The organism is Adlercreutzia aquisgranensis, assembly GCF_943193145.1.
Lineage (GTDB): Bacteria > Actinomycetota > Coriobacteriia > Coriobacteriales > Eggerthellaceae > Xiamenia > Xiamenia aquisgranensis.
In genome coordinates this window covers 62,392-88,975 of sequence record NZ_CALPDA010000014.1, presented here as the reverse complement: position 1 = coordinate 88,975, position 26,584 = coordinate 62,392, and the positions used below count along the sequence as shown (strand labels likewise).

At 64.2% G+C, this 26,584-nt stretch carries 29 protein-coding genes; 27 read left to right on the top strand and 2 right to left on the bottom strand.

Annotated elements, in window-relative coordinates; all coding sequences use genetic code 11:
* The first annotated feature begins 525 nt into the window (after positions 1-525).
* The 21 genes from rplB to nagA all read left to right on the top strand — a co-directional run bounded on the left by rplB (position 526) and on the right by nagA (position 12,740).
* On the top strand, positions 526-1,356 hold the full coding sequence (rplB, locus tag NFR41_RS09505; protein ID WP_160212802.1) for a 50S ribosomal protein L2: 831 nt from the start codon (positions 526-528) through the stop codon (positions 1,354-1,356).
* Positions 1,357-1,379: 23 nt separating this feature from the next.
* On the top strand, positions 1,380-1,655 hold the full coding sequence (gene rpsS / locus NFR41_RS09500; RefSeq protein ID WP_160212801.1) for a 30S ribosomal protein S19: 276 nt from the start codon (positions 1,380-1,382) through the stop codon (positions 1,653-1,655).
* 12 nt (positions 1,656-1,667) lie between these two features.
* Positions 1,668-2,009 carry a 50S ribosomal protein L22 gene (gene rplV, locus NFR41_RS09495; protein WP_160212800.1) on the top strand — a complete coding sequence of 114 codons (342 nt, stop codon included), beginning with the start codon at positions 1,668-1,670 and terminating at the stop codon, positions 2,007-2,009.
* A 6-nt stretch (positions 2,010-2,015) separates the two neighbouring features.
* Complete coding sequence (gene rpsC / locus NFR41_RS09490; protein ID WP_160212799.1) at positions 2,016-2,729, top strand: 30S ribosomal protein S3; 714 nt, start codon at positions 2,016-2,018, stop codon at positions 2,727-2,729.
* Positions 2,729-3,151 carry a 50S ribosomal protein L16 gene (rplP, locus tag NFR41_RS09485; protein WP_160212798.1) on the top strand — a complete coding sequence of 141 codons (423 nt, stop codon included), beginning with the start codon at positions 2,729-2,731 and terminating at the stop codon, positions 3,149-3,151. Before rpsC ends, rplP begins: the two co-directional genes overlap by 1 nt.
* The gene (gene rpmC / locus NFR41_RS09480; protein WP_160212797.1) at positions 3,152-3,346 is read left to right on the top strand and encodes a 50S ribosomal protein L29; all 195 of its coding nucleotides are present in this window, start codon (positions 3,152-3,154) and stop codon (positions 3,344-3,346) included. It begins immediately after the preceding gene.
* A gap of 31 nt (positions 3,347-3,377) precedes the next feature.
* Complete coding sequence (gene rpsQ, locus NFR41_RS09475; RefSeq protein ID WP_160212796.1) at positions 3,378-3,638, top strand: 30S ribosomal protein S17; 261 nt, start codon at positions 3,378-3,380, stop codon at positions 3,636-3,638.
* Between the two features lie 52 nt (positions 3,639-3,690).
* On the top strand, positions 3,691-4,059 hold the full coding sequence (gene rplN, locus NFR41_RS09470; protein WP_160212795.1) for a 50S ribosomal protein L14: 369 nt from the start codon (positions 3,691-3,693) through the stop codon (positions 4,057-4,059).
* 14 nt (positions 4,060-4,073) lie between these two features.
* A complete protein-coding gene (gene rplX, locus NFR41_RS09465; protein ID WP_160212794.1) occupies positions 4,074-4,394 on the top strand; it encodes a 50S ribosomal protein L24 in 321 nt (106 codons plus the stop codon).
* Between the two features lie 208 nt (positions 4,395-4,602).
* A complete protein-coding gene (gene rplE, locus NFR41_RS09460) occupies positions 4,603-5,160 on the top strand; it encodes a 50S ribosomal protein L5 (protein ID WP_160212953.1) in 558 nt (185 codons plus the stop codon).
* A 112-nt stretch (positions 5,161-5,272) separates the two neighbouring features.
* Positions 5,273-5,458, top strand: a complete 186-nt coding sequence (locus NFR41_RS09455) for a type Z 30S ribosomal protein S14 (RefSeq protein ID WP_160212793.1) — start codon at positions 5,273-5,275, stop codon at positions 5,456-5,458.
* A 131-nt stretch (positions 5,459-5,589) separates the two neighbouring features.
* The gene (rpsH, locus tag NFR41_RS09450; RefSeq protein WP_160212792.1) at positions 5,590-5,994 is read left to right on the top strand and encodes a 30S ribosomal protein S8; all 405 of its coding nucleotides are present in this window, start codon (positions 5,590-5,592) and stop codon (positions 5,992-5,994) included.
* Positions 5,995-6,010: 16 nt separating this feature from the next.
* Positions 6,011-6,553 (top strand): 50S ribosomal protein L6, encoded by a 543-nt coding sequence (gene rplF, locus NFR41_RS09445; protein ID WP_160212791.1) that lies wholly within the window; start codon positions 6,011-6,013, stop codon positions 6,551-6,553.
* A gap of 35 nt (positions 6,554-6,588) precedes the next feature.
* The gene (rplR, locus tag NFR41_RS09440) at positions 6,589-6,957 is read left to right on the top strand and encodes a 50S ribosomal protein L18 (RefSeq protein WP_160212790.1); all 369 of its coding nucleotides are present in this window, start codon (positions 6,589-6,591) and stop codon (positions 6,955-6,957) included.
* A 16-nt stretch (positions 6,958-6,973) separates the two neighbouring features.
* Positions 6,974-7,504: a 30S ribosomal protein S5 gene (gene rpsE / locus NFR41_RS09435; RefSeq protein ID WP_160212789.1), complete on the top strand. Its 531-nt coding sequence runs from the start codon at positions 6,974-6,976 to the stop codon at positions 7,502-7,504.
* A complete protein-coding gene (rpmD, locus tag NFR41_RS09430; RefSeq protein WP_160212788.1) occupies positions 7,504-7,692 on the top strand; it encodes a 50S ribosomal protein L30 in 189 nt (62 codons plus the stop codon). Before rpsE ends, rpmD begins: the two co-directional genes overlap by 1 nt.
* A 152-nt stretch (positions 7,693-7,844) precedes the next feature.
* Complete coding sequence (gene rplO, locus NFR41_RS09425; RefSeq protein WP_160212787.1) at positions 7,845-8,294, top strand: 50S ribosomal protein L15; 450 nt, start codon at positions 7,845-7,847, stop codon at positions 8,292-8,294.
* Positions 8,288-9,568, top strand: coding sequence for a preprotein translocase subunit SecY (gene secY, locus NFR41_RS09420; protein WP_160212786.1), 1,281 nt, complete (start codon positions 8,288-8,290; stop codon positions 9,566-9,568). The genes rplO and secY overlap by 7 nt, the downstream gene beginning before the upstream one ends.
* Before the next feature lie 194 nt (positions 9,569-9,762).
* Positions 9,763-10,392, top strand: a complete 630-nt coding sequence (locus NFR41_RS09415; protein WP_251231649.1) for an adenylate kinase — start codon at positions 9,763-9,765, stop codon at positions 10,390-10,392.
* 222 nt (positions 10,393-10,614) lie between these two features.
* Positions 10,615-11,355: a glucosamine-6-phosphate deaminase gene (nagB, locus tag NFR41_RS09410; protein ID WP_251231648.1), complete on the top strand. Its 741-nt coding sequence runs from the start codon at positions 10,615-10,617 to the stop codon at positions 11,353-11,355.
* Positions 11,334-12,740: an N-acetylglucosamine-6-phosphate deacetylase gene (nagA, locus tag NFR41_RS09405; protein WP_251231647.1), complete on the top strand. Its 1,407-nt coding sequence runs from the start codon at positions 11,334-11,336 to the stop codon at positions 12,738-12,740. The genes nagB and nagA overlap by 22 nt, the downstream gene beginning before the upstream one ends.
* Before the next feature lie 177 nt (positions 12,741-12,917).
* Here the strand turns inward: nagA and NFR41_RS09400 are convergent, their stop codons facing one another.
* Together NFR41_RS09400 and NFR41_RS09395 are read right to left on the bottom strand one after the other, a co-directional pair.
* Entirely contained in the window at positions 12,918-14,291 is a 1,374-nt protein-coding gene (locus tag NFR41_RS09400; RefSeq protein ID WP_251231646.1) for an ROK family protein, read from the bottom strand.
* A 69-nt stretch (positions 14,292-14,360) separates the two neighbouring features.
* Positions 14,361-15,569 carry an AGE family epimerase/isomerase gene (locus tag NFR41_RS09395; RefSeq protein WP_251231645.1) on the bottom strand — a complete coding sequence of 403 codons (1,209 nt, stop codon included), beginning with the start codon at positions 15,567-15,569 and terminating at the stop codon, positions 14,361-14,363.
* A gap of 293 nt (positions 15,570-15,862) precedes the next feature.
* Between NFR41_RS09395 and NFR41_RS09390 the strand changes: the two genes are divergently transcribed.
* From NFR41_RS09390 to nifJ, 6 genes are all read left to right on the top strand, one after another.
* Positions 15,863-17,467, top strand: coding sequence for an ABC transporter substrate-binding protein (locus NFR41_RS09390; protein ID WP_251231644.1), 1,605 nt, complete (start codon positions 15,863-15,865; stop codon positions 17,465-17,467).
* Between the two features lie 278 nt (positions 17,468-17,745).
* Complete coding sequence (locus tag NFR41_RS09385; RefSeq protein ID WP_251231643.1) at positions 17,746-18,702, top strand: ABC transporter permease; 957 nt, start codon at positions 17,746-17,748, stop codon at positions 18,700-18,702.
* 2 nt (positions 18,703-18,704) lie between these two features.
* Positions 18,705-20,759: a dipeptide/oligopeptide/nickel ABC transporter permease/ATP-binding protein gene (locus NFR41_RS09380; RefSeq protein WP_251231642.1), complete on the top strand. Its 2,055-nt coding sequence runs from the start codon at positions 18,705-18,707 to the stop codon at positions 20,757-20,759.
* Entirely contained in the window at positions 20,756-21,664 is a 909-nt protein-coding gene (locus NFR41_RS09375; RefSeq protein WP_251231641.1) for an ABC transporter ATP-binding protein, read from the top strand. Before NFR41_RS09380 ends, NFR41_RS09375 begins: the two co-directional genes overlap by 4 nt.
* A 73-nt stretch (positions 21,665-21,737) precedes the next feature.
* Positions 21,738-22,673: a dihydrodipicolinate synthase family protein gene (locus tag NFR41_RS09370; protein WP_251231640.1), complete on the top strand. Its 936-nt coding sequence runs from the start codon at positions 21,738-21,740 to the stop codon at positions 22,671-22,673.
* A gap of 264 nt (positions 22,674-22,937) precedes the next feature.
* The gene (gene nifJ, locus NFR41_RS09365) at positions 22,938-26,495 is read left to right on the top strand and encodes a pyruvate:ferredoxin (flavodoxin) oxidoreductase (RefSeq protein ID WP_251231639.1); all 3,558 of its coding nucleotides are present in this window, start codon (positions 22,938-22,940) and stop codon (positions 26,493-26,495) included.
* Positions 26,496-26,584: the final 89 nt, after the last annotated feature.

Below are 26,584 nucleotides of genomic sequence, written 5' to 3'. Positions count from 1 at the left end.
GGCCCCGCGCTAGCATTGCCTTCTTGGCGAAAATCAATCCAGGAAATCAGTTGACAAAACTATAGGAACACCCCCCTGCTGCCAGCCTCCCCGTTGCCGCCACCCCCTATAGCCCAGCTTCCTTTTCGTCGCTTCCTGCCGGCGCAGCAGTGCATGAGGGCGGGGTTCTGCGGGAAATGCTGCGGAACCCCGCCCTCATGCACTGCTCCTTCCGGACGGAGCTGCTCCTGTGCCGGCTAGCCTTGCGCCCTCTTGTGTGCGGACTGTGCTTTTCTTCGTGCGGTTCAATCAATTCTTGCCGCGAATACGCCCAACTCATATACTTTTCATTTGCGTCTGGCCAGCAATGGATACACCCGGACGCGTGGTTAACCGGCGTCGAGGAGCTTCAGCCTCTCAGCAGCTTCCCGGCAATCGGAGACCACGGAAAAGCAGAGAGGTCCTTCGGTGCGCGGAGAGGCGCGTGAGGGAAGGGCCGCAAGGGAGTGCCCCATCAGGGGTTCTCCGCAGGAAGGAAAGGTAAGAATGGGAGTTAAGCAGTACAAGCCGACTAGTCCCGGCCGCCGCTTCCAGACGGTTTCGGATTTCGCCGAAATCACGACGGACAAGCCGGAGAAGAGCCTGCTCGCGCCTCTGCCGAAGAAGGCCGGGCGCAATTGCTACGGGCGCATCACCACGCGCCACCAGGGCGGCGGCAACAAGCGCCGCTACCGCATCATCGACTTCAAGCGCAACAAGGACGGTGTGCCGGCCAAGGTGGCCACGATCGAGTACGATCCGAACCGCTCCGCCCGCATCGCCCTGCTGCACTACGCCGACGGCGAGAAGCGCTACATCCTTCATCCGAAGGGTCTGCGCGTGGGCGACACCATCATGAGCGGCCCTGACGCCGACATCAAGCCCGGCAACGCCCTGCCGCTGGCCAACATCCCCGTCGGTACCCTGGTGCATGCCATCGAGCTGCAGCCGGGCAAGGGCGCCGCGATTGCTCGCTCGGCCGGCACTAGCGTTCAGCTGATGGGCAAGGAGGGCAAGTACGCCATTCTGCGCATGCCCTCTTCCGAGATGCGCCGCGTGCTTCTGACCTGCCGCGCCACGGTGGGCGAGGTGGGCAACGCCGAGCACTCCAACATCACCATCGGCAAGGCCGGTCGCAACCGCTGGAAGGGCATCCGCCCCTCGGTCCGCGGTACCGTCATGAACCCTGTTGACCACCCCCACGGCGGTGGCGAGGGCAAGAACAAGACCTCCGGCCGTCACCCCGTGACCCCCTGGGGCGTTCCTACCAAGGGCCATCGTACCCGCAACCCCAAGAAGGCTTCGAGCCGCTTGATCATCCGTCGTCGCAAGAAGTAGCGCGAGTACGTTAAGGAGTAATAGTGAGTAGAAGTTTGAAGAAGGGCCCCTACGTCGAGCCGCGCCTTCTTGAGCGAATCGAGAAGCAGAACGCCGAGGGCATCAAGGAAGTCGTGAAGACCTGGTCTCGCGCCTCCACCATCTTCCCCGAGATGGTCGGCCACACCATCGCCGTTCACGACGGCCGCAAGCATGTGCCGGTTTACATCACCGAGTCCATGGTCGGGCACAAGCTGGGCGAGTTCGCCCCCACCCGTACCTTCAAGGGCCATTCCGCCGACAAGGGCAAGAGAAAGTAGAAGGGGTGAATCATGGAAGCTAAAGCTATTGCACGCTACGTCCGCGTTTCGCCCCGTAAGGCGCGCGTGGTCGTCGACCTCATCCGCGGCAAGTCCGTGCCTGCCGCCCGCGAGATCCTGGCGTTCACGAATCGCGGCTGCGCCGAGATCGTGGAGAAGACGCTCAACTCCGCCGTGGCCAACGCAGAGAACCTGCACCACGTGCGTCCCGAGCAGCTGGTCGTGAAGACCACCTATGTGGACGAGGGCCCCACGCTCAAGCGTATCCGCCCCCGCGCCAAGGGCAGCGCTTCTCCCATTCGCAAGCGCACCAGCCACATCACCGTTATCGTCGCAACCCGAGAGGAGGCATAAGGTCGCATGGGTCAGAAAGTAAGCCCCACCGGGTTCCGCCTGGGCATCACCGAGGATTGGCGCAGCCGTTGGTACGCCGACAAGGACTACGCCAGCAATCTGGAGAATGACCTGGCCATCAGGAAATTCCTGGACAAGCAGCTCGCCCGTGCCGCCGTCTCCAAGGTAGAGATCGAGCGCGCCGGCGACAAGGTGAAGATTGTCATCACCACCGCTCGCCCCGGCGTCGTCATCGGCAAGAAGGGCGCCGAGATCGACGCTCTGCGCAAGAAGCTTGAGAAGGTCACCAGCGGCCCCGTGACCATCGAGGTCATCGAGGTCAAGCGTCCCGAGCTGGACGCCGCGCTGATCGCCCAGTCCGTGGCCGAGCAGCTGGAGGGCCGCGTGGCTTTCCGTCGCGCCATGCGCAAGGCCGTGCAGTCCGCCATGAAGTCCGGCGCCAAGGGTATCCGTATCCAGTGCTCCGGCCGTCTGGGCGGCGCCGAGATGAGCCGCCGCGAGTGGTATCGCGAAGGCCGCGTGCCGCTGCATACGCTGCGCGCCAAGATTGACTATGGATTCGCCACCGCCGCCACCACCATGGGTTCCATCGGCGTGCAGGTGTGGGTCTACCACGGCGAGGTGCTGCCGGGCCAGAAGGCTCCCCAGCCCGCGCTGGAGGGAAGCTCCCGCCCCAGCCGTCCCCGTCGCGGCGACCGCAACGAGAGGGGGCGTAAGTAATGCTGGTACCTAAGCGTGTCAAGCACCGTAAGGTGCAGCGCGGTTCCATGAAGGGACGCGCCAAGGGCGGCACCCGCCTGAACCACGGCTCCTGGGGCATCCAGGCGCTGGAGGCCCATTGGATCACGAACCGCCAGATCGAGGCTGCTCGTATCGCGATGACCCGTTACATGAAGCGTGGCGGCAAGGTGTGGATCACCATATTCCCCGACAAGCCCATCACGCAGAAGCCCGCCGAGACCCGCATGGGCTCGGGCAAAGGCAACCCCGAGGCCTGGGTGGCCGTCGTCAAGCCCGGCCGCATCATGTTCGAGATCGACGGCGTTGATGACGAAACCGCCAAGGAAGCCTTGCGCCTGGCAGTCAACAAGCTGCCCATCAAGTGCAAGATCGTTTCCCGCGAGACTGAAGGGCAGGAGTAAATGAAAGCAGCAGAGATCCGCGAGCTGTCTGCCGAAGATTTGCAGGCGAAACTCAAGGAGGCGCGAGCCGAGCTGTTCAACCTGCGCTTCCAGATGGCCACGAGCCAGCTCGACAACACCTCCCGCGTGAAGCAGGTAAAAAAGGACATCGCGCGCATCCTCACCGAGATGCGTGCCCGCGAGCTTTCCGCTTAAGGCCGGACGGAAAGGTAAGGTTTGAAAGCCAATGAGTGAAGAACGTAATCTACGCAAGGTACGCCAGGGCGTGGTTGTCAGCGACTGCAACGACAAGACCTGCGTCGTGCTGGTGAAGGAGCGCAAGCCCCATCCCGTGTACAAGAAGATGATGACCACCACCAAGAAGTTCCACGCCCACGACGAGAACAACGAGGCTGGCATCGGCGACACCGTGCAGATCATGGAGACGCGCCCGCTGTCCAAGCTGAAGCGCTGGCGTTTGGTGAAGATCGTCGAGAAGGCCAAGTAGTCCGCTCCAGATAGCCTGTGACGACTACCGACACGAAAGTTAGGTTTCAGCAATGATTCAGATGCAATCCATGCTCGCCGTTGCGGACAACTCCGGCGCTCGCAAGGTGCAGTGCATCAAGGTCCTGGGCGGCTCGAAGCGCCGCTATGCAGGACTGGGAGATGTCATCATCTGCAGCGTGAAGGAAGCGAACCCCAACGGCAACGTGAAGAAGGGCGATGTGGTTCGCTGCGTCATCGTTCGCGTGAAGAAGGAGGTCCGTCGCGCCGACGGTTCCTACATTCGCTTCGATCAGAACGCCTGCGTCCTCATCGACAACCAGGGCGCTCCCCGCGGCACCCGCATCTTCGGGCCCGTGGCCCGCGAGCTGCGTGACAAGAAGTACATGAAGATCGTGTCTCTGGCACCCGAGACGCTGTAGGGGAGGTGTGCTGAATGAATAGCATGAAGATCAAGAAGGGCGACACCGTCGTCGTGCTCACCGGCAAGGACAAGGGCAAGCAGGGCGAGGTGAAGAAGTCCATCCCCAAGGCCCAGCGCGTGGTGGTGGAGAAGGTGAACATGGTCAAGAAGGCCATGCGCCCCACTCAGGCCAATCCGCAGGGCGGCATCTCCTCCATCGAGGCCCCGCTGCACGTGTCCAACGTGATGCTGGTGTGCCCCGAGTGCAAGCAGCCCACCCGCGTGAGCAAGCGCGTGAACGAGGCGGGCAAGAAGGTCCGAGTCTGCAAGAAGTGCGGCAAGGATATCGACTAAGCAAGCTTTCCGAGGCACCTCGCCTTGCCGCTCCAAGGCTTTGTTGCGTACCTCGATACGCTCCTCGGGCTTTCACGGCAATTCGGGGCACCTCGAAAACCTTGCTCGGCGCTAATGCCGAGCAAGGATTGAGAAGCAACCATGGCCCCGGCGCAAGCCGGGGACGCGGGGTCGGAAATCCTGCGTTTAATCCATCGAAAGGAAGAATATCATGGCACCTCGCCTGAAGGAAAAGTACGCAACCGAGATCGTGCCCAAGCTCGAGGCCGACCTGGGCATCCGGAACATCAACGAGGTTCCCAAGCTGGAGAAGATCGTGGTGAACATGGGCGTGGGCGCTGCCGCCTCCGACCACAAGCTGCTCGACGCCGCCGTGGCCGATATGCGCATCATCACCGGCCAGCAGCCCTGCGTCACCCGTGCTAAGAAGTCCATCGCCGGCTTCCATGTGCGTGAGGGTCAGCCCATTGGCTGCAAGGTTACGCTGCGCGGCGACCGCATGTACGAGTTCATGGACCGTCTGCTGGCCACCGCCCTGCCTCGCGTCCGCGACTTCCGCGGCATCTCGCCGAAGAGCTTCGACGGCCGCGGCAACTACTCGCTGGGCATCACCGAGCAGCTGATCTTCCCCGAGATTGACTACGACAAGATCGACCGCACGCGCGGCATGGACATCACCTTCGTCACCACCGCCAAGGACGATGACGACGCGTTCGCGCTGCTGTCTGCGTTCGGCTTCCCGTTCAAGGATCGCGACCACGACTAGTTTCCGGTCGTGAAAGGCGTACACGGACCGGCAGCCGCCCGTCCGCGAAACCACTGGAATCCGATGCCGATGCAAGCCATGCGCGGCTCGGATGCGAGAAAGAAGGAACTACATGGCTAAGAAATCGATGGTCGCCAAGGCCAAGCGCGAGCCGAAGTTCTCGACGCGCCAGCACAACCGCTGCATGCGTTGCGGACGCCCTCGCGGCTACTACCGCAAGTTCGGTCTGTGCCGCGTGTGCTTGCGCGAACTGGCAAACAAAGGCGAGCTGCCCGGCGTCACCAAGTCGTCCTGGTAGGAAGCCTGCCACAAGGCCCCGTTACCGATTCGACTTGCAAACCGGGTGTGCCTCGAACCCAGGCGCGGTCGCTACGGGCGACAGCGAACCGGATTCGCACGGCTCATCACGAACCAAAGGAGAAACTCACTATGACCATGACCGATCCCATCGCAGACATGCTTACGCGTGTGCGTAACGCGAACTCTGCTGGAAAGGCGAGCGTGTCGATGCCGACGAGCAAGAAGCTCGTCGAGATCGCTCGCATCATGGAGCAGGAGGGCTACATCCAGGGCTTCGACGTCGTCGAGGTCGAGGGTGCCCCCCGCGCTCAGCTGGAAATCGTACTGAAGTACGGCGAGAAGAAGGCCAAGACCATCCGCGGCATCAAGCGCATCTCCAAGCCCGGCCTGCGCATCTACGCCGGCAAGGACGAGCTGCCTCGCGTGCTCGGCGGACTTGGCACCGCAATCATCTCTACAAGCAACGGCGTGATGACCGATCGCGATGCCCGCAAGAAGGGCATCGGCGGCGAGGTCATCGCCTACATCTGGTAGGAAAGGGAGGTTTGACATGTCTCGTATCGGCAAACAGCCCATCGCCATTCCTGCCGGCGTCGATGTGACCATCGACGGCAACACCGTAACGGTGAAGGGTCCCAAGGGAGAGCTGACCCGCAGCTTCCCCGAGATTATGACCATCAAGCGCGAAGGCGACGACGTCGTCGTCGAGCGCCCCGACGACTCCCGTGAGGCGAAGAGCTACCACGGGCTGGTGCGCACCCTGATCAGCAACATGGTCGAGGGCGTCCACACCGGCTTCTCCAAGAAGCTGCAGCTGGTGGGCGTTGGCTACCGTGCCGCCCTCAAGGGCACCGACCTGGAGCTGTCGCTGGGCTATTCCCATCCGGTGATTATCCCGGCTCCCGAGAACATCACGTTCTCGGTGCCCAGCCAGACCGAGATCGTCGTGTTCGGCCCCAGCAAAGAGCAGGTCGGCCAGGTTGCCGCGAACATCCGCAAGTGGCGCAAGCCGGAGCCCTACAAGGGCAAGGGCATCCGCTACGAGGGCGAGATGGTTCGTCGCAAGCTGGGCAAGGCCGCCAAGGGCGACTAGTTCGGGCCGCAACGTAAGCGATTGAAGGGATAATCATGAACAAGCTTCAGAAAAAGCAAGCTGCGTTGGCCCGTCGCCATCGTCGCGTGCGCGGCAAGATCTCCGGTACCGCCGCCCGTCCGCGCCTGTGCGTCACCCGCAGCAACTCCAACCTGTACGTCCAGTTCGTGGACGACGTCGAGGGCAAGACGCTGTTGGGCGTGTCCACCCTGGGCCCCGACTTCAAGGCCACCGGCAAGTCCGGTGCTACCGTCGAGGGCGCGGCCGCCCTGGGCGAGATCGCCGGCAAGAAGGCCAAGGATGCCGGCATCACTACTATCGTGTTCGACCGTGGCGGGAACCTGTACCACGGGCGCGTGAAGGCTCTGGCCGACGCCGCCCGCGAAGCAGGCCTGGTATTCTAGAAGGGGTATGTGTCTTATGGCTCGTAACAACAAGCAAGAGGCAGCCGCGGCCCCCGAGCTCGAGGAGCGCGTTGTCTACATCAACCGCGTGTCCAAGGTCGTCAAGGGCGGCACCCGTTTCGCCCTGACCGCCCTGGTCGTGGTGGGCGACCGCAACGGTCGCGTGGGCGTGGGCATGGGCAAGTCCCAGGAAGTGCCGATCGCCATCAAGAAGGGCACCGAGGACGCCAAGAAGAACATGTTCTCCGTGCCGCTGACCGAGGAGAAGACGCTCCCGCACGAGATCGTCGGCGAGTTCGGCGCCGCCCGCGTGCTGATCAAGCCCGCGGCTCCTGGTACCGGCGTTATCGCCGGCGGCGCTGCTCGTGCCGTCATGGAGCTGGCCGGCGTCTCCGACGTGCTGACCAAGTCCCTGGGCTCCGACAACGTCATGAACGTGGTCAAGGCGACCGCCGAGGGCCTCAAGAGCATGCAGAGCCCCCAGGATGTTGCCGAGCGCCGCGGTATGACGATCGGCGAGATCTACGGCTGGAAGGAGCAGAAGTAATGGCTGACGAGAAGAAGCTGCGCGTGACCCAGGTGAAGAGCCAGATCGGCTACAGCTACAAGCAGGGTCGCACGCTTCGCGCTCTGGGCCTGGGCAAGATCGGCCGCACGGCGGAGCTCCCCGACAACCCTTCCGTCCGCGGAATGGTGTTCAAGGTGAAGCACCTCGTGAATGTGGAAGAGATCTAAGTCTCTCGCCCCTGCAGGTTTTTGGTTATAATGAGCGATTGCGTGCGCAACAGCACGCAATCGTTTCATTGCGTAATGGAAGTTTGCTGACGGCGAGCTGTCAGCGCCCGGCGAAAGGGATGCCGGGAAGCGATTCAAAGGAGCGTTGAACAATGGAATTGTGCGATCTTCGTCCGGCTGAGGGAAGCCGCAAGACCCGTAAGCGCGTGGGCCGCGGCCCGGGTTCGGGCAAGGGCAAGACCTCCGGCCGCGGCATGAACGGCCAGAAGTCCCGCGCTGGCGGCGGCAAGTCCAACGGCTTCGAGGGCGGCCAGACCCCCTTGGCCCGTCGTCTGCCGAAGCTGCCCGGGTTCACTAACTTCAACCGCGTGGAGTACCTGCCTGTCAACGTGAAGCGCCTGGACGCGAAGTTCGAGGCCGGAGACGTGGTGGACGGCGAGTCCCTGAAGGCCAAGGGCATTATCAAGCATGCCGACGCCCTGGTGAAGGTGCTGGGCGACGGTGAGATCACCAAGCCCCTGACGGTCAAGGTTGACAAAGTGTCCGCTTCCGCCAAGGCCAAGATCGAGGCGGCTGGAGGAAAGGTCGAAGAGCCTTGCTAAGCTCCATCATCGACGCGTTCAAGGTTCCCGAGCTGCGCAAGAAAATCTTGTTCACGCTCGGCATCCTTGCGCTGTACCGCTTCGGCGCCTACGTGCCGGTGCCCGGTATCCCGTTCAACCAGTTCGCCACGTCGTTCCAGGACCAGGGCGTGTCCATGGCCATGCTGGACTTGTTCACCGGCGGCGCGCTTTCGAACTTCTCGGTGTTCTCGCTGGGCATCATGCCCTACATCACCGCGTCCATCATCATGCAGCTGATGCAGGGCGTCATCCCCGCCGTAGGACGCTGGGCCAAGGAAGGCGAGCCTGGGCGGCGCAAGATCACCCAGGTGACCCGCTACCTGACGCTGGGCCTGGGCCTGATCAACGCCATCGGCTATCTGTTGCTGTTCAAGTCGCCGCAGTACGGCGTGCAGTTCACCGATGCGGTGCCTGGCTGGATCACCGACATCCTGGTGGTGTTCACGCTGGTGGTGGGTACGGCGCTCATCATGTGGATGGGCGAGCTCATCACTCAGCGCGGTGTGGGCAACGGCATGTCGCTCATCATCTTCCTGAGCATCGTGTCGCGCGTGCCCTCCGCTATCTTCTCGTCGGTGAACCTGACGGCCGATACCGGCATGGGCATCGCGGTCACGCTGCTCATCCTGGTGGTGGTGCTCGCCTGCATTCCGGCCATCATCTTCATCGAGCGCGCCCAGCGCCGTATCCCGGTGAACTACGCCAAGCGCGTGCAGGGTCGCAAGATGATGGGCGGGCAGTCCACCTACATCCCCTTGAAGGTGAACGCCGCCGGCGTTATCCCCATCATCTTCGCAAGCTGCCTCATCTACTTTCCGGCGCAGCTGGCGGCCCTGTTCAACGTGGATTGGCTGAACGCGTTCGCCAACGCCATCTCCACCGGCTGGGTGAACTGGATCCTCACCATCGTGCTCATCGTGTTCTTCGCGTACTTCTACACGTCAATGGTGTTCAACCCCGAGGAGACGTCGGACAACCTGCGCAAGCAGGGCGGCTTCATCCCCGGCGTGCGTCCTGGGTCCGCCACGGTTACCTACATCAAGAACGTGCTGCACCGGGTGACGCTGCCCGGCGGCATCTTCATCGCGCTGATCGCCGTGGTGCCCTCTATGCTGTTCTACTTTACGGGCAATCAGCTGATCCAGGCTTTTGGCGGCACGTCGATTCTCATCATGATCGGCGTTGCGCTCGACACCATGTCGAAGGTGGAAAGCCAGCTGAAGATGCACAACTACGAAGGTTTCTTCAAGTAGTTTCTGCGCGGCAAAGCCTGTTGCGCGGTTCGCAGGCGGTCGTCGGCCCTTCGGGTGCCGGCGGCCGTTTTGCTTTTGCCCTCATGGTATCTAAAGGGTGCTGTCTTTCTCTTGAAGCGCGCATGCGGCCAAGGGTGCTTTGCTACAATAACCAAATCGCCAAGGTTTTGGGCAATCTCGAAAGGATAGGGATTATGAACATCGTTTTGCTCGGGGCACCCGGCGCCGGCAAGGGTACCCAGGCGGCCAAGCTGGTCGAGGAATTCGGCACGCCGCATATCTCCACGGGCGACATGCTTCGCGCTGCGGTAAAGGCGGGCACGCCGCTGGGCCAGAAGGCGAAGTCCTTCATGGACGCTGGCGACCTGGTGCCCGACGACGTGATCATCGGGCTGGTGGAGGAGCGCCTGCAGGAGCCTGATACCGAGGCCGGATTCATCCTGGACGGTTTCCCCCGCACCTCCGCCCAGGCCGTGGCCCTGGACGCCGAGCTGGCCAAGCTGGGCCGTCCCTTGGATGCCGCCCTGCTCATCGACGTCGATCCCGAGGTCATCGTGGGTCGTTTGACCTCGCGTCGCATGTGCCGCGAGTGCGGTTACATCGGCAGTGTGGCCGACGGCGCCACCTGCCCGAAGTGCGGCGGCGAGATGTACCAGCGCGACGACGACAACGAGGCCACGGTGCGCAACCGCCTAGACGTGTACGAGAAGTCCACGGCTCCGCTCATCGACTACTACCGCGGCTGCGATTCGCTGGTCTCCATCGACGGCGATCGCGACCAGGCCGTGGTCTACGCCGATGTGAAGGCGGCCTTGGGCCTGTAAGGCGGCCGCATTACCTTCAGACTTTCAGCGGGGGCGCACCTACGGGGGCGCCCCCGCTGGCGTTTGCGCACCCTGAGTGGCGGGGCATGGCTTCGCCTGGGGGCGGTTGCCTATTGTTGCAATTTCGCGACCGTCGGGCGCTGCGGCGGGCGGTCGCGGCGCTACGTGGTAAAGTCTCCCCAGCGCAAATGCGCTGAACGGTCTTGAGATTTGGAGGAATGCATGGAACTGGTCATCACCGAAACCTACGAGGACATGAGCCGTGCCGCCGCCGACGTGATCGCGGCCCAGGTGACGGAGAACCCCCGAAGCGTTCTCGGCCTTGCCACGGGGTCTACCCCCATCGGGCTGTACGCCCAGCTGGTCAAGGACTACGACGACGGCCTGGTGAGCTTCGCCGACGTCACCACGTTCAACCTGGACGAGTACCGCGGCCTTGACCCCGAGCACGACCAGAGCTATCGCTACTTCATGCAGAAGAATCTCTTCGACCTGGTAAACGTCGACCCCGACCGCACCCATGTGCCCAACGGCGCCGAGCCTGACGCCCAGAAGGCCTGCACCGAGTACGAGCAGGCCATCGCCTTGGCCGGCGGGGTAGACCTGCAGCTGCTGGGCCTGGGCCACAACGGCCACATCGGGTTCAACGAGCCCTGCGACCATTTTCCCGTGGACACCCATGTGGTGGACCTCACCGAGAGCACCATCCAAGCCAACAGCCGCCTGTTCGACTCCGCCGACGACGTGCCGCGCCAGGCTTACACCATGGGCATCGGCACCATCATGAAGGCTCGCAAGGTGCTCATGGTGGTCAGCGGTGCCGACAAGGCCGACATCGTGGACGCAGTGGTGAACGGCCCGGTGACGCCCGAGGTTCCCGCCTCGGTGCTGCAGCTGCATCCCAACGTGACGATCATCGTTGATTCGGAAGCTGGTGCCAAATGCAAGCAGTCAGGAAAGTAAACGTGAACCTGTCCTCGGGCGATGCCGAGGACGACAAGAGCCAGGACGTCTACGGGCGGGCCGAGCACTTCGAGCGCGAGCGCGCCGTCGAGGCCGATGTGGACCGCGACGAGCGAACTTTGGACGCTGCGTCCGCAGCGGAGGTGGCTGCCCGTTCCGGTGAGGTGCGCGTAAGCCATGCCAGCGCCGAGGAGCTCGACGCCGTTTTCGGCTCGCCGGACGGGGACAGCACGGTGTCGGGGGTTCGCCCGGGCGCTGTGGTGGAGGCCATCAAGGGCGGCGAGGTGTACGGTTCGAAAGGTTTCGCCCCCAGGGATGTTTACCTGAAGGACGGCCTGGTGGCCGATCGCTTCCCCGATGCGCAAGGCGCTGTTCTGGATGCGAGCGGCTGCTACGTGATCCCAGGTCTTGTGGACATCCACTTCCACGGGGCGAACATGGGTGATGTAAGCGATGGGAGCATGGAGGGACTGCACGCCATGGGCTCCTACGAGGCGTCCCGCGGCGTTACGGCCCTGTGCCCCGCCACCATGACCCTACCCGAGTCGGTGCTGACCGAAGCGCTGGTCACGGCGGCTGCCTACGAACCGGCCTGGAACGAGTCCGATCTGGTGGGCATCAACATGGAGGGGCCCTTCATCGCACCCACGAAGGTTGGCGCCCAAAACCCCGAGTACGTTCAGGTGCCCAGCGTGGAGGCGTTTCGGCGCATGCAGGAGGCCAGCGGCGGCCTGATCAAGCTGATCGACATCGCCCCCGAGGTGGACGGCGCCGACGAGTTCATAGAGGCGCTCCACGACGACGTGCGCATCTCGCTAGCCCATATGTCCGCAACCTACGACGATGCGGCCCACGCCTTCGACCTGGGTGCGAAGCATCTCACGCACCTGTTCAACGCCATGGACCCCATGCACCACCGCAAGCCCGGCCCCATCCCCGCCGCCGCCGAGCGCGACGACGTGACGGCCGAGATCATCGCCGACGGCGTGCATATCCACCCGGCCATGGTGCGCCTGGCCTTCAAGCTGTTCGGCGACGAGCGCATGGTGCTCATCTCCGACACGCTTCGGGCGGCGGGCCTGGCCGACGGCGTCTACGACCTGGGCGGCCAGGACGTGACCGTGAAGGGCCCGGTGGCCACCATCGAGGCGGGCAACCTGGCCGGATCGGTGAGCGACCTTATGCGCTGCCTGTACGTGGCGGTGAAGGACATGGACATCCCGCTGCACAGCGCCGTGAAGGCGGCGACGGAAAACCCCGCCCGCTGCATCGGCGTTGACGACCGCTACGGGAGCCTGGAGCCGGGGCATGCGGCTGACGCGGTGCTCCTGGACAAGGAGACGCTCGAAATTCGCGCCGTAGTGCTTCGCGGCAGGCTGCTGTAGCCGCAGCGCCTCGATTCCGAAAGACGATAACAGGAAGGGCCCGGCAAACCGGGCCCTTCGCTTTGCGCTTTTACTTGGGAAATCGCGACGCCTTCAACGGAAGGGGGGTGCCGCGCGCAGTTTCGCACGAGCGCGGACGCGAAACGTCCTGGCGCGAGCTCGGGCACGGGCTTTGCCTTACAGCGCCGGCAGGCTGGCGGCGGCTACAGACTGGCCTACGCGGCGCATCTTCTCGTCGGGCAGCGTGACCGTGATCTGGGACGCCAGTTCGGGATGCTCCTCGCGCAGCACGCGGTTGCATTCGCTGATCAGCAGGTCTCCGCCGTCGCCGGAGGCCACGCGGCCCAGCACCAGAAGGGTCCGAATCTTGTAGAACATGCTGTAGAGCACCAGGGTATGGGCCAGGTAGCAGCCGATGGAGCGGTAGATGTTCAGCGCGTCCTCGTTGCCGTCGTTGGCCAGGGCCTGCACCACCTTCAGCTTCTCGGCAGGGGAAAGCTCGGGGTCGAGCTCGATGTTGGCACGGGGCGCCAGCTTGATCACGGCGTCCTGGCTGAAGTACTTGCAGCCCACGCCGAAGTCGGTGGACCACTCGTCCTGCATAGCGTCGGGGGAGAGGTCTACGGGGGCGAAGGCCAGCTCGTTGATCCAACCCAGCACGTTGCCCTCGTCGTTGACGTAGCCCACGGCCTCGCTCGTGCCCATGGCCACGCCCAGGATGTCGCCTTCGCCGGTGGACATGAAGCCGGCCAGCGCCGTCACGTCGCCGTCGTTGGCCACCACCAGCGGCACGTCGCCGATCTCGGCGCCGGCGCGGTCGTAGATGCTCTTCACCTCGTCGCGACGCTCGCGGGGCACCTTGATGAACAGCGAGGCCACCATGGGGCTGTTGCCTACGAAGGTGCCGGCGGAGCTTACGCCGATGGCGTCGACGCGCGGCATCTTGGAGGCGGCGGTCTTGAAGGCGGTCACGATCTCGTTGAAGTGGTATTCGGGATCCTCGGTGATCTTCGGGAACCACACCACCTCTTCGGAGTACACCGGCTCGCCGTCGATGACCGCCGACACCTTGCGGTCGGAACCGCCGGCGTCGAACCCGATGCGGCAGCCCTTCAGGTGCCCGCCGATAGCCTTGGCTGACTCGTTGGCGGCGGGGAAGGTCTCGTCGGTGCAGGCGATGACCTCAAGCGGCTTCTCGTAGACGTCGCCCACGAACTGGTAGTCGAACCAGCGCTCGCCGTCGGGCGAGTAGGCCGTCGCCAGCTTCTCGGCGATGTCGTCGGCGCCCTTCAGGTACACGCGGAAGCCGCCCTTGCTCCACAGCGTGAACTTCACCAGGCGCTCCACGTAGCGGAAGTTCGCCTCGGCGAATTCGGGGCCGCGAATGAAGCTCTCGCGCACGCTGATGAGTCCATCCTCGCGCTCCACGGCGATGGCGATGGGGTGGTCGGCCTCCACCAGGTAGGCCTTGGCCCAAATGCCGAAGGGGATGAAATCGGGGTCGAGCACCGGGGTGTTGCGCACGCTGTAGGGGATGCCGAGGTATTCCATCGTCTGCATTCCTTTCATGGTAGGTGTGGTTTATGCGGGTGACGCGGTCGCGCGGAATGATGCAGGGCCTTAGCCCAGGATATCGCCGAGCAGCTGGTCGCTCATGATGAGGGCCCGAGGCACGTGGAAGGGCCCCTTGAAGGTGGAGCCCTTCGTGGGGGGCATGGTGGGCTGGCCGTCGCGGCGCAGGTAGCCGTACCATTCGCCGTAGACCGGGTCGGCGAAGTGCTCCTTGCAGTAGTCGAGCGTCTTCAGGAACCAGTCGCGGTAGTAGGCGTCTCCCGTGTCGCGGTAAGCCTTCAGGCTGGCGATCATGATTTCGTTATGGGGCCACCACAGCTTCATGTCGTGCTCGTAGGCCTCGGGCGGAAGCCCCTGGGCGTCGATGAAGTACAGAAGGCCGCCGAACTCCTGGTCCCAGCCAGCCTCGATGGCCTGGCGAAAGATATGCTCGGCAATCATGTGCAGCTCTTTGTCGCCGCGGTAGTTGGCCTCGTCCATCATGAACCAGCTGCACTCGATATCGTGTCCGGGGTTCACCATGCGTCCGGAGGTGTACCATAGCTCAGGCTCGCCCTCGTCGTTGACGTTTTCCAGGGTGCAGCCCAGCTCGGGGCGGTAGTGCTCGTTCACGATGCGGTCGGTGCACTCGTGGGCGTGCAGGTCGTACTCGGCCGTGTGCTCCGGGTCCACGCGGCGCATGATGCCGATGATGTTCAGGAAGATCATCGGGTCGCCCAGGGCGCGGCCCGAGCGGGTTTCGGCGATGGTCTTCGGCCCCAGCCCCGTGGGGTCCTCGATCAGGCCGTTGTTCAGGTCGTGGATCATCTTGTAGGCGCGGCGTGCGCGTTCCAGGTACACCTTCTCGCCGGTCAGCCCGTAGTACTCGGCGTTGGCGATGGCGTAGAAGCCCTCCGAGAAGCAGTAGCGGCGCTGGCGCAGCGGGCGCCCCTCGGCGGTTACGGTAAAGTACATGCGATCGTCGGCCTGCCGGTTGATGCAGTGCTCCTCCATGAAGTCCAGGCAGCTCTTCGCGGCGGCCATCCACTCGGGACGCTGCCCGTACACGTGGCATAGGTACGAGAAGGTCCAGCCGCAGCGGCCCTGCATCCATACGCTCTTGTCGGTGGAGTAAACGTTGCCCTCGCGGTCCAGGCACGTGTACACGCCGCCGAACTCCTCGTCCATGCCGTGTTCAAGCCAGAACTTCCAGCAGGTGTCCAATTGCCCGCGAATCCACTCGCGCGCGTCCTGCAATGCCAGATCCTCTTGCGTCATAGGACCTCCCTTCAATCCGCAGTGATTTTGACAGACCTGAAAGGATTGGGCTAGGGCGAAATTTGAAAGTAATGTATCGGTTACTTGACGGATTGACCTTCGTAACGACATGCTTACAGAAGGAGAAAAGCAAAAATTCTGGTTCATTCACCGATCTGTTTCGGCGATAATGGGCAATGCTGTTATGCGCATCTGCGGCAAGCGGGCTTTTCGCACCGGTGAAGGGCCGGCGTCCCGGCGGCGCATCGATGTTGGGGCTTGAGGCCTCAATCAATTTGAATGGAGGGAATCCTATGGCACAGCATTTCAACGGTCCCGCTCTGTCGCGCCGTTCGTTCTTCGCCACCGGGGCTGCCTTGGCAGCCGTGGCTGGCCTGGGGCTGTCCGGCTGCGGCGGCGATGGCGGCTCTAGCAGCCAGGGCGGCAGCGGCAGCACCGAGATCCGCTGCTCGGCCAGCTACCAGACCGAGAACTTCCTGCCCCTGAACAACTCCACCGGCCTGGGCGTGGGCACCAACTGGAACGTGGTCGAGGGTCTGTACATGCTCGACATGGCCAGCATGACCCCCTACGCGGCCTTGGCCGACGGCGAGCCCACTCAGGAGAACGACACCACCTTCGTGGTGAAGATGCGCTCGGGCGCCAAGTTCTCCGATGGCACCGACGTCACCGCCACCGACGTGCAGACTAGCTACGAGCGCACCGTGGGAGCCGACGGCTCGCTGTACGCCCCCATGCTGTCGTTCATCAGCAAGGTCGAGGCCACCGACGCCTCCACAGTCACCATCACCACCACCATGCCGGTGTCCGTGGACATGCTTAAGAGCCGCCTGCCCCTTATCCTGGTGGTTCCCCAGAACGCTTCCGACGAAGAGCTCACCAAGAAGCCCATCGGCTCCGGTCCGTGGATGTACGATCAGGTCAACGGCCAGGACGGCGGTCAGATCACCTTCCTGCCCAACCCCAACTACAACGGGCAGCACCCGGCGCTGGCTACCAAGCTCACCTACGACATCATCATCGACGACACGGCCCGTACCTCGTCGCTTACCGACAAGACCACGGCCATCATGGAGAACGTGCCCTCGAACCTCATCGCCCAGGCGTCCTCCAACGGAGCTGTCATTGAGCAGGCCATGGGATTCGCCGTGGGCTTCATGATGTTCAACACCAAGAAGAAGCCCTTCGACGACGTTCGTGTGCGCCAGGCCTTCCTCTACGCCATCGATTACGACAAGATGATCATGAACGCGCTGCCCGACGTGGCCACGCGCCCCGATTCGTTCCTGCCGGCCACCCATAAGGACTACACGGGCGCCGCCTCGGTGGACTACAAGTACGACAAGGACAAGGCGGCCCAGCTGCTCAAGGATGCCGGCGTGTCCAACCTGTCCATCCAGCTCGACACCACCGATGCCGGCTGGATCGTGGCCATGGCCCCGCAGATCCAGTCGAACCTGAAGGACCTGGGCATCGAAGCCTCCATCAACACCATGGCCTCCGGCGCCCTGTACTCCGACCGCACTAAGCCCGCTGCCGACGGCATCCCGCCCTTCGACGTGGTGCTGGCCCCTGGCGACCCGGGCTGCTTCGGCACCGACCCCGACCTGCTGATGAACTGGTGGTACGGCGACAACACCTGGACCCAGGAGCGCACCATGTGGAAGGGCTCCGAGGGCTACAAGAAGCTGCACCAGCTCATGGACCAGGCCTTCCAGGCTTCCGGCGAGGAGCAGAAGCAGCTGTGGAAGCAGTGCTTCGACGTGCTGTCCGAGGAAGTGCCGCTGTACCCGGTGGTGCACCGCCAGGTGGTTACCGCCTTCTACAACGACATGGTGAAGGACTTCGAGGCTATCGGTACCACGGGCCTTCGCTTCCTGGACGTGGCGCCCCTGTAAGGGTGTCCCATTCTTGAATGTAAGCGCCGTCTGGGAGACGGCGGGCTGCTCCGGTGGCTCGCCGTCTCCTTTTTTGCCTATCTATCTGCAAAAAGATAACCCTTTGGTGATGCTTCCTATGGAATTGCCGTAGCGTTTTCTTTCCGTAGCCCAAGCCTAGCCGCAGGGGTGGTCGATGGGCTATAATTGCCGGTTAGTGACGGCCGCCGCTGCGCCTGCGGCCGTGTTTTCAGCGGCTGGGTGAGGCAGCCGGAACCCTTTGGAAAGGAGGATGCCCGGTGAACAACCTTCTCCGTTTGGTCGGCAAGCGCTTGATCGCGCTGCCCATCATGGTGTTCGGCGTGGCTTTGCTCGTGTTCTTCATCATGTCGTTCTCTCCGATCGATCCGGCCTATTCGGCCCTTGGTGAAAGCGCCAGCCCCGAAGCCATCAACGCCTACCGCCAGCAGCACGGACTCGACCAGCCGTGGATCGTTCAGTTCGGACAGTTTCTCCTGGGGCTGCTCCAAGGCGACTTGGGCACCTACGGCCCGGCCCAGAACCCGGTCATGGACCGCGTGGCCGCAGCTCTTCCCATCACGCTGCAGCTCACCTTCATCGGTTTGATCATTGCCGTGGTGATTGCGGTTATCCTGGGTATTATCTCGGCGGTGTACCGTGATAAGTGGCCCGACCAGGTCATCCGCGTGTTTTCCATCCTGTGCATCGCTACGCCCTCGTTCTGGCTGGCGGTTCTGCTCATCTTGCTGTTCACCTCTACGCTGCAGATGTTCCCGGCCTCCGGCGACCTGCCCAACTTCTTCGCGAATCCCGGTGGCTACCTGGCCCGCATCATCATGCCGGCCTTCGCCCTGGGCGTGCCCGTGGCCGGCAGCCTCACTCGCGTCATCCGTACCGCCATGGTGGAGGAGCTTGACAAGGACTACGTGCGCACCGCCATCGGCGCCGGCATCCCGTACCACACGGTGGTGGCCCGCAACGTGCTGCGCAATGCGCTCATCACGCCGGTCACGGTACTGGGCCTGCGCATCGGCTACCTGATCGGCGGTGCGGTGGTCATCGAGGTCATCTTCAACCTGCCGGGTATGGGCATGACCATCCTGCAGGGCGTGCAGTCGAACTATCCCACGCTGGTGCAGGGCGTGACCGTGACCGTGGCCGTGGCGTTCATCATCATCAACATCGTGGTGGACATGCTCTACATCCTCATCAATCCGCGCATTAGGACGGTGTAGCTATGGTGAAACTTCGCGAAGGAACTACCGCGAAACTGGAGGCCAACGCCGGACGCGTGCGCTTCCGTGCGTGGAAGTCCATGTCCCGCGGCGCCCGCGTTTCGCTGGTCGTTCTGCTTCTGCTGGTGCTTGCTGCCATCTTCGCCCCGCTGGTGGCGCCCCACGATCCGCTGGAGATTTTCATGGCCCGCCAGGCGCCCAGCTTCGAGTTCCCCTTCGGAACCGACGACAAGGGCCGCGACGTGCTCTCGCGCATGATCTACGGCGCGCGTTACTCGCTGACCATCGGCCTTTTGGCCACGGCGCTGGCTCTGGTGTGCGGCTCGATCTTCGGCTCCATCGCCGCGGTGTCGCGCAAGGGCGTCTCGGAAGTCATCATGCGCTGCATGGACGTCATTATGTCCTTCCCGGGCATCGCCCTGGCCTGCGTGTTCGTGACCGTGTTCGGCAACAATCTGCCGTCGTTGATCTTCGCCATCGGCTTTCTCTACATTCCGCAGATCGCCCGCGTGGTGAGGGCGAACGTGGTGAGCGAGTACGGCCAGGATTACGTGCGGGCCGTGGTGGTGAGCGGCGCGCGCGCACCGTGGATCCTCATCAAGCACGTGGTTCGCAACTGCATCGCTCCGGTCATGGTGTTCACTATCGTGCTGGTGGCCGACGCCATCGTGTTCGAAGCGTCTCTGTCGTTCATCAATGCTGGCATCCCCGAGCCTACTCCCACCTGGGGCAACATTTTGGCTGACGCCCGCGCCGGCGTGCTTGCCGGCCAGTGGTGGCAGGCGACGTTCCCCGGCCTTGCCATCATGATCACGGTGCTGTGCCTGAACATCCTGTCCGAAGGCATGACCGACGCCATGGCCGCCGCGCCCAAGGCGCCGGTGAAGGCGAGCGACTCGGACCTGAATACCGACCGCGAGGCCGACCGCCTGGTGGCCGACCCCACGCTGGCCTACGCGGCCCAGGCCGAGATGCTGGAGAAGCGCCTGGCGCAGCTGGCCGCCATCGAGCAGCAGCGCACCGACCGCTTCCAAGCCCATACCGAGGAAGAGCCCATCCTGGAAGTGCGCGATCTGTGCATCAAGTTCCCGCGCCACGGCGACGTGAACGTGGTCGACCACGTGAGCTTCGTGGTGCGGCCCCATCAGACCATGGGCCTGGTGGGCGAGTCCGGCTGCGGCAAGTCCATCACCAGCCTGGCCATCATGGGACTTCTTGACAAGCGCGCCCAGATCTCCGGAGAGATCCTGTACAAGGGGCAGAACCTGCTCGATCTTGACGAGAAGCAGATGAACGCCCTGCGAGGCCGCGAGATCGCCATGATCTACCAGGACGCGCTCTCCTCGCTCAATCCCAGCATGCTCATCCGCTCGCAGATGAAGCAGCTGACCAAGCGCGGCGGCACCCGCGACGCCGAGGACCTGCTGCGTCTGGTAGGCCTGGACCCGAAGCGCACGCTGGATTCGTACCCCCACGAGCTCTCCGGCGGCCAGCGCCAGCGCGTGCTCATCGCCATGGCGCTTACCCGCGACCCGAAGGTCATCATCGCCGACGAGCCCACCACCGCTTTGGACGTGACGGTGCAGAAGCAGGTCATCGACCTTCTGAACAACCTGCAGAAGGAGCTGGGCTTCGCCATGGTGTTCGTCAGCCACGACCTGGCCCTGGTGGCCGAGGTGGCCAACTCCATCACGGTCATGTACGCCGGCCAGGTGGTGGAGCAGGGCGGCGTGAACGACATCCTGTGCCACCCCATCCACGAGTACACGCGCGGCCTTCTGGGCTCGGTGCTGTCCATCGAGGCCGGCGGCGACCGCCTGCACCAGGTGCCCGGATCGGTGCCCTCGCCGAAGGACTTCCCCGCAGGCGACCGCTTCCGGCCGCGTTCCAGCCATCCCGACGCCGTGTCCGACGTGCGTCCCGTGCTCAAGCACGTGCCCAATTCCAACCATTACTACGGCGAGCTTCCCGATGAGGAGCTGGAGCGTTTGGGCATCGAGCCCGCTTTGGCGAAGTTGGGGATCGGAGCCTACGTGCCAGGAGGTCAGTTGCTATGAGCGATACCGTAACCAACGAGACGACGGCCGCCGTGGAAGAGCGCGACCCGTCCCTGGGGCCGGGCGACGTGTCCACCGGTCCCGCCGGCGAGATCAACGGCACCGTGCCGATCATCTTTCTGGACAACGTGTCGGTGGTGTTCAACACCCGCACTGGCTCGCTGTTCCACCCCAACAAGGTGCAGGCGGTGAAAGACCTCACCCTGCGGCTGATGCCGGGGGAGACCCTAGGCATCGTGGGCGAGTCCGGCTGCGGCAAGTCCACCACGGCCAACATCATGTGCGGTCTGCAGCAGCCCACCAGCGGTACCGTGTACTTCAAGGGCGAAGACGTGACCAAGCGCTCCGCCGCCCAGCGCCGGCTGATCGGCCGCGTGATCTCGGTGGTGTTCCAGGACCCGGCCACCGCCCTGAACGCGCGCATGTCGGTGCACGACCAGCTGATCGACCCGCTGAACGTGCACGGCGTGGGCACGAAGGACGAGCGCGAGAAGCGCGTGAACTCCCTCATCGAGATGGTGGGCCTGCCCGGCTCGGTCATGGAGGCCCTGCCCGGCCAGCTCTCCGGCGGCCAGCGCCAGCGCGTGGCCATCGCCCGCGCCCTGGCGCTTTCGCCCGACGCCATCATCGCCGACGAGCCCACCAGCGCCCTGGACGTGTCGGTGCGCGCCCAGATTCTGAACCTGCTCACCGACCTGAAGAAGGAACTGGGGCTTTCCATGGTGTTCATCAGCCACGACATCCAGACGGTGCGCTACATCTCCGACCGCATCGTGGTTATGAACCATGGCCAGGCCGTGGAGCGCGGCTCGGCCGAGCAGGTGTTCAACAACCCCAAGGACGACTACACCCGTCTGCTTCTGGGGGCGGCGCCCTCGCTGCTTCACCCCGATCTTGGGAAGTAGGCTGTAGCGTTATGCATCTTCGGGCCCCGCACCTCGCGGGGCTCGCTTACGTCTTGACGAAAGGAAGTGCCCTGTGGCAGAGCCGAATCTGAACTCCCCGTTCAAGGGGGTCATCCCGCCGGTGGTTATCCCGCTGACGGAGAAGAAGCAGCTGGACCTCGACGCGTTCCAGCGCTCCGTGAACCGCATGATCGACGCCGGCGTGGACGGCCTATTCTTCCTGGGCTCCAGCGGGGAAGTGGCCTTCCTCACCGACGCCCAGCGCTACCACGTGCTGCAGGAGGCCGTGGCCGTGGTGAACGGGCGCGTGCCCGTGATGGCCGGCATCATCGACATGGAGACCATGCGCGTGGTCGACCAGGCCAAGCGCGCCGCCAGCTACGGCGTGGACGCCCTGGTGGCTACCGCCCCCTTCTACGCTCTGGGCGGCCCGAAGGAGACCGAGCGCCATTTCCGCGCCATCCGCGAGTACACCGACCTGCCCCTGTTCGCCTACGACCTGCCCGTGTGCGTGCACACCAAGCTGGACCCCACCATGCTGGTGCGCCTGGGCGCCGACGGCGTGCTGCAGGGCGTGAAGGACTCCTCGGGCGACGACGTGGCCTTCCGCTGGCTTCTGCTGGAGAACGAGAAGGCGGGGCACCCGCTGCAGCTGCTGACAGGCCACGAGGTGTGCGTGGACGGGGCCTACCTGGCCGGCGCCGACGGTTCGGTGCCCGGCCTTGCCAACGTGGACCCTTACAGCTATGTGGAGATGTGGCGCGCCGCCTGCGACAAGGACTGGGCGCGCGTGAAGGAGCTGCAGGACCATCTGGCGCGGCTCATGTTCGTTACCCGGCGCGTCAAGGCCACGGTAGGCTTCGGTGCCGGCGTGGGCGCGTTCAAGACGGCCCTGTGGCAGATGGGCGTGTTCAACACCAACGAGATGCGCGAGCCCGTGCAGCCCTTGGACGGCGAGGACGTCGACCTGATAGTGGAGATCCTGCGCGCCGAAGGCATGATGGAGTAGCGCACGGCAAGCCCTTCGCTGCTTGCGGACCGCTTGAGGGTGGGGCGACAGCGCATGAGGGGCATGTTCTGCGGAAAATCGTGCGGAACCCCTCTCTCGTGCACTGTCTCCTGCACGTCGGCGGCGGGGGAGTGCGGGGGTGCGAGCGAGAGCCGCTTGCCTTCGGGCGGGCGGCGTTTGCCAGCTTGGGTTCCCCTGGCGGCTGCTGCGTGCGGGCCCGCTGCTAGAATGACCCGTGCAATCCACTTCAAAAGGAGAGTGACTATGGCGAGAGCTTTCAAATCGATGGACGGCAACAACGCTGCGGCCTACGTGTCCTACGCGTTCACCGAGGTTGCCGGCATCTACCCCATCACCCCCTCCAGCCCCATGGCCGACCTGGTTGACCAGTGGTCCGCCGCAGGTCAGAAGAACATCTTCGGCACGCGGGTGAAGGTGTGCGAGATGCAGTCCGAAGGCGGCGCTGCGGGCACGGTGCACGGCTCGCTGGCTGCCGGCGCGCTCACCACGTCCTACACGGCCTCCCAGGGCCTGCTGCTCATGATCCCGAACATGTACAAGATCGCCGCGGAGCAGCTGCCGTGCGTGCTGCACGTGTCGGCCCGTACCGTGGCCACCCACGCGCTCAACATCTTCGGCGACCACTCCGACGTCATGGCCTGCCGTCAGACCGGCTTCGCCATGCTGGCCGAGGGCAACGTGCAGGAGATCATGGACCTCTCCGCCGTGGCGCACCTGTCCGCCATCAAGGGCAAGGTGCCCTTCATCAACTTCTTCGATGGCTTCCGCACCTCCCACGAGGTGCAGAAGGTGGCCGTGTGGGACTACGACGACCTGGCCGAGATGTGCGATATGGACGCCGTGGCCGCCTTCCGCGCCCATGCGCTCAACCCGGAGCACCCGGCCATGCGCGGCAGCCATGAGAACGGCGACATCTTCTTCCAGCACCGCGAGGCTTGCAACGGCGTGTACGACGCGCTGCCGGCCGTGGTGGAAGAGTACATGGACAAGGTGAACGCCAAGCTGGGCACCGACTACAAGCTGTTCAACTACTACGGCGCGCCCGATGCCGACCGCGTGATCGTGGCCATGGGCAGCTTCTGCGACGTGTGCGAGGAAGTGGTGGACTACCTGTGCGCCCAGGGCCAGAAGGTGGGCCTGGTGAAGGTGCGCCTGTACCGTCCCTTCGTGACCGAGAAGTTCGTTGCGGCGCTGCCTGCCACCGTGCGCAAGATCGCCGTGCTCGACCGCACCAAGGAGCCCGGCAGCATCGGTGAGCCGCTGTTCCTGGACGTGGTGAACGCGCTGGCCATCGAAGGCCGCGCCGACATCCAGGTGACCGGCGGCCGCTACGGCCTGGGCAGCAAGGACACCCCGCCCAGCTCCGCCTTCGCCGTGTACGACATGCTGGCCGGCGACGCGCTGCCGCGCCAGTTCACCATCGGCATCGTGGACGACGTGACCAACCTGTCGCTTCCCGAGGATAAGAACTGCCCCAACACCGCGGCGGCGGGCACCATCGAGTGCAAGTTCTGGGGTCTGGGCGGCGACGGCACCGTGGGCGCCAACAAGAACTCGATCAAGATCATCGGCGACCACACCGAGAAGTACGTGCAGGCCTACTTCCAGTACGACTCGAAGAAGACCGGCGGCGTGACGGTGTCGCACCTGCGCTTCGGCGACAGCCCCATCCGCAGCGCCTACTACGTGAACAAGGCCGACTTCGTCGCCTGCCATAACCCCAGCTACATCGAGAAGAACTTCCCCGTGGTGTTCGATGTGAAGCCCGGCGGCACGCTGCTGGTGAACGCCCAGTGGACCGACGAGGAGCTGGGTCGGCACCTGTCCGCGGCGGCCAAGCGCTACATTGCTGCCAACGATGTGAAGGTGTACCTGATCAACGCCATCGACCTGGCCATCGAGCTGGGTATGGGCAACCGCACCAACACCATTCTGCAGTCCGCCTTCTTCGCTCTGGCCGGCGTGCTGCCCTCCCAGGACGCCATTCGCTACATGAAGGACGCGGCCACGAAGTCCTACCTGAAGAAGGGCCAGGACGTGGTGGACATGAACCACCGTGCCATCGACGTCGGCGCCACGGCCTTCCATCAGGTGGCCGTGCCCGCCGACTGGGCCGACGCCGAGGACGAGGCCACCCTTGCCCCCTTGGCCGGCCGCCCCGAACTGGTGAAGATGGTGCGCGACATCATGGAGCCCGTGAGCCGCATGGAAGGCGACAGCCTGCCGGTGTCGGCGTTCATGGACTACGCCGACGGCCAGTTCCCCCAGGGTGCTGCCGCCTACGAGAAGCGCGGCGTGGCCGTGACGGTGCCCGAGTGGGAGCCCTCCACCTGCATCCAGTGCAACCAGTGCTCCTACGTGTGCCCCCATGCCACCATCCGTCCCTTCGCTCTGTCCGAGGTCGAGGCCCAGGCGGCCCCGGCTCAGACCAAGCTGGTGCCCGCCAAGGGCAAGGCGGCCCAGGCGGCCGGCTACCAGTTCACCATGGCCGTGTCGCCCCTGGACTGCATGGGGTGCGCGGTGTGCGCCGGCGTATGCCCCACCAACTCTCTGACCATGAAGCCCACCCGCGACGAGATGGGCCAGCAGGAGGTGTTCGACTTCTGCGTGGCCGAGGTGGCCCCCAAGCCCGAGCTCATCGACGCCACGGTGAAGGGCAGCCAGTTCAGCCAGCCGTTGCTGGAGTTCTCCGGCTCCTGCGCCGGCTGCGCCGAGACCTCCTACGCGCGCCTGGTCACCCAGCTGTTCGGCGACCGCATGTTCATCGCCAACGCCACGGGCTGCTCGTCGATCTGGGGCGGTCCGGCGGCGGTGTCGCCCTACACGGTGAACAAGGACGGCCACGGCCCTGCATGGAGCAACTCGCTGTTCGAGGACAACGCCGAGCACGGCCTGGGCATGCTGCTGGGCTACGAGGCGGTGCGCAACAAGGTGCTGACCGACACCGAGGCGCTGCTGGCCTGCGAGGGCGTGCCCGAGACGCTGGCGGGTGCGGCCCAGGCGTGGATGGGCAGCCTTTCCGATGCCGACGCTTCGAAAGCCGCTGCTGCCGAGTACGTGGCGCAGCTTGAGGCCGTGGCGAACGGCGCGGGCGAGGCGGCCAAGCTTGCCGGCGGCATTCTTGAGAACAAGCAGTTCCTCACCAAGAAGAGCGTGTGGATCTTCGGCGGCGACGGCTGGGCCTACGACATCGGCTACGGCGGACTGGACCATGTGCTTGCCTCCGGCGAGGACGTGAACGTGTTCGTGTTCGACACCGAGGTGTACTCCAACACCGGCGGCCAGGCCTCCAAGTCGTCCAACATCGGCCAGGTGGCGCAGTTCGCGGCCGCGGGCAAGTCCATCAAGAAGAAGAGCCTGGCCGAGATCGCCATGGCCTACGGCTACGTGTACGTGGCGCAGGTAGCTATGGGCGCGAAGTTGCCCCAGACCATCAAGGCCATCCAGGAGGCCGAGGCTTACCCGGGCCCGTCGCTGATCATCGGGTACTCGCCCTGCGAGATGCACTCCATCAAGGGCGGCATGAAGAACTGCCAGGAGGAGATGAAGAAGGCCGTGGAGTGCGGCTACTGGAACCTGTTCCGTTTCAACCCGGCGGCTCCCGCGGGCAAGCGTTTCGTGCTGGACTCGAAGGCGCCCGCCGGCGGCTACCGCGACTTCCTCATGAACGAGGCGCGCTACAGCCGCCTGACCCGCGAGTTCCCCGAGCGGGCCGAGGAGCTGTTCGCCGAAAGCGAGCAGGACGCCATGGCGCGCTACGAGCACCTGCAGAAGCTGGTGTCGCTCTACGACGAGGCCTAAGGGCTGCAAGGGCGGGAAAGCCGCAAGCGCTGCGAAGCGCATAGCATGATGCCAGGGGCCGAGACCTAAGGGTTTCGGCCCCTTTTCCG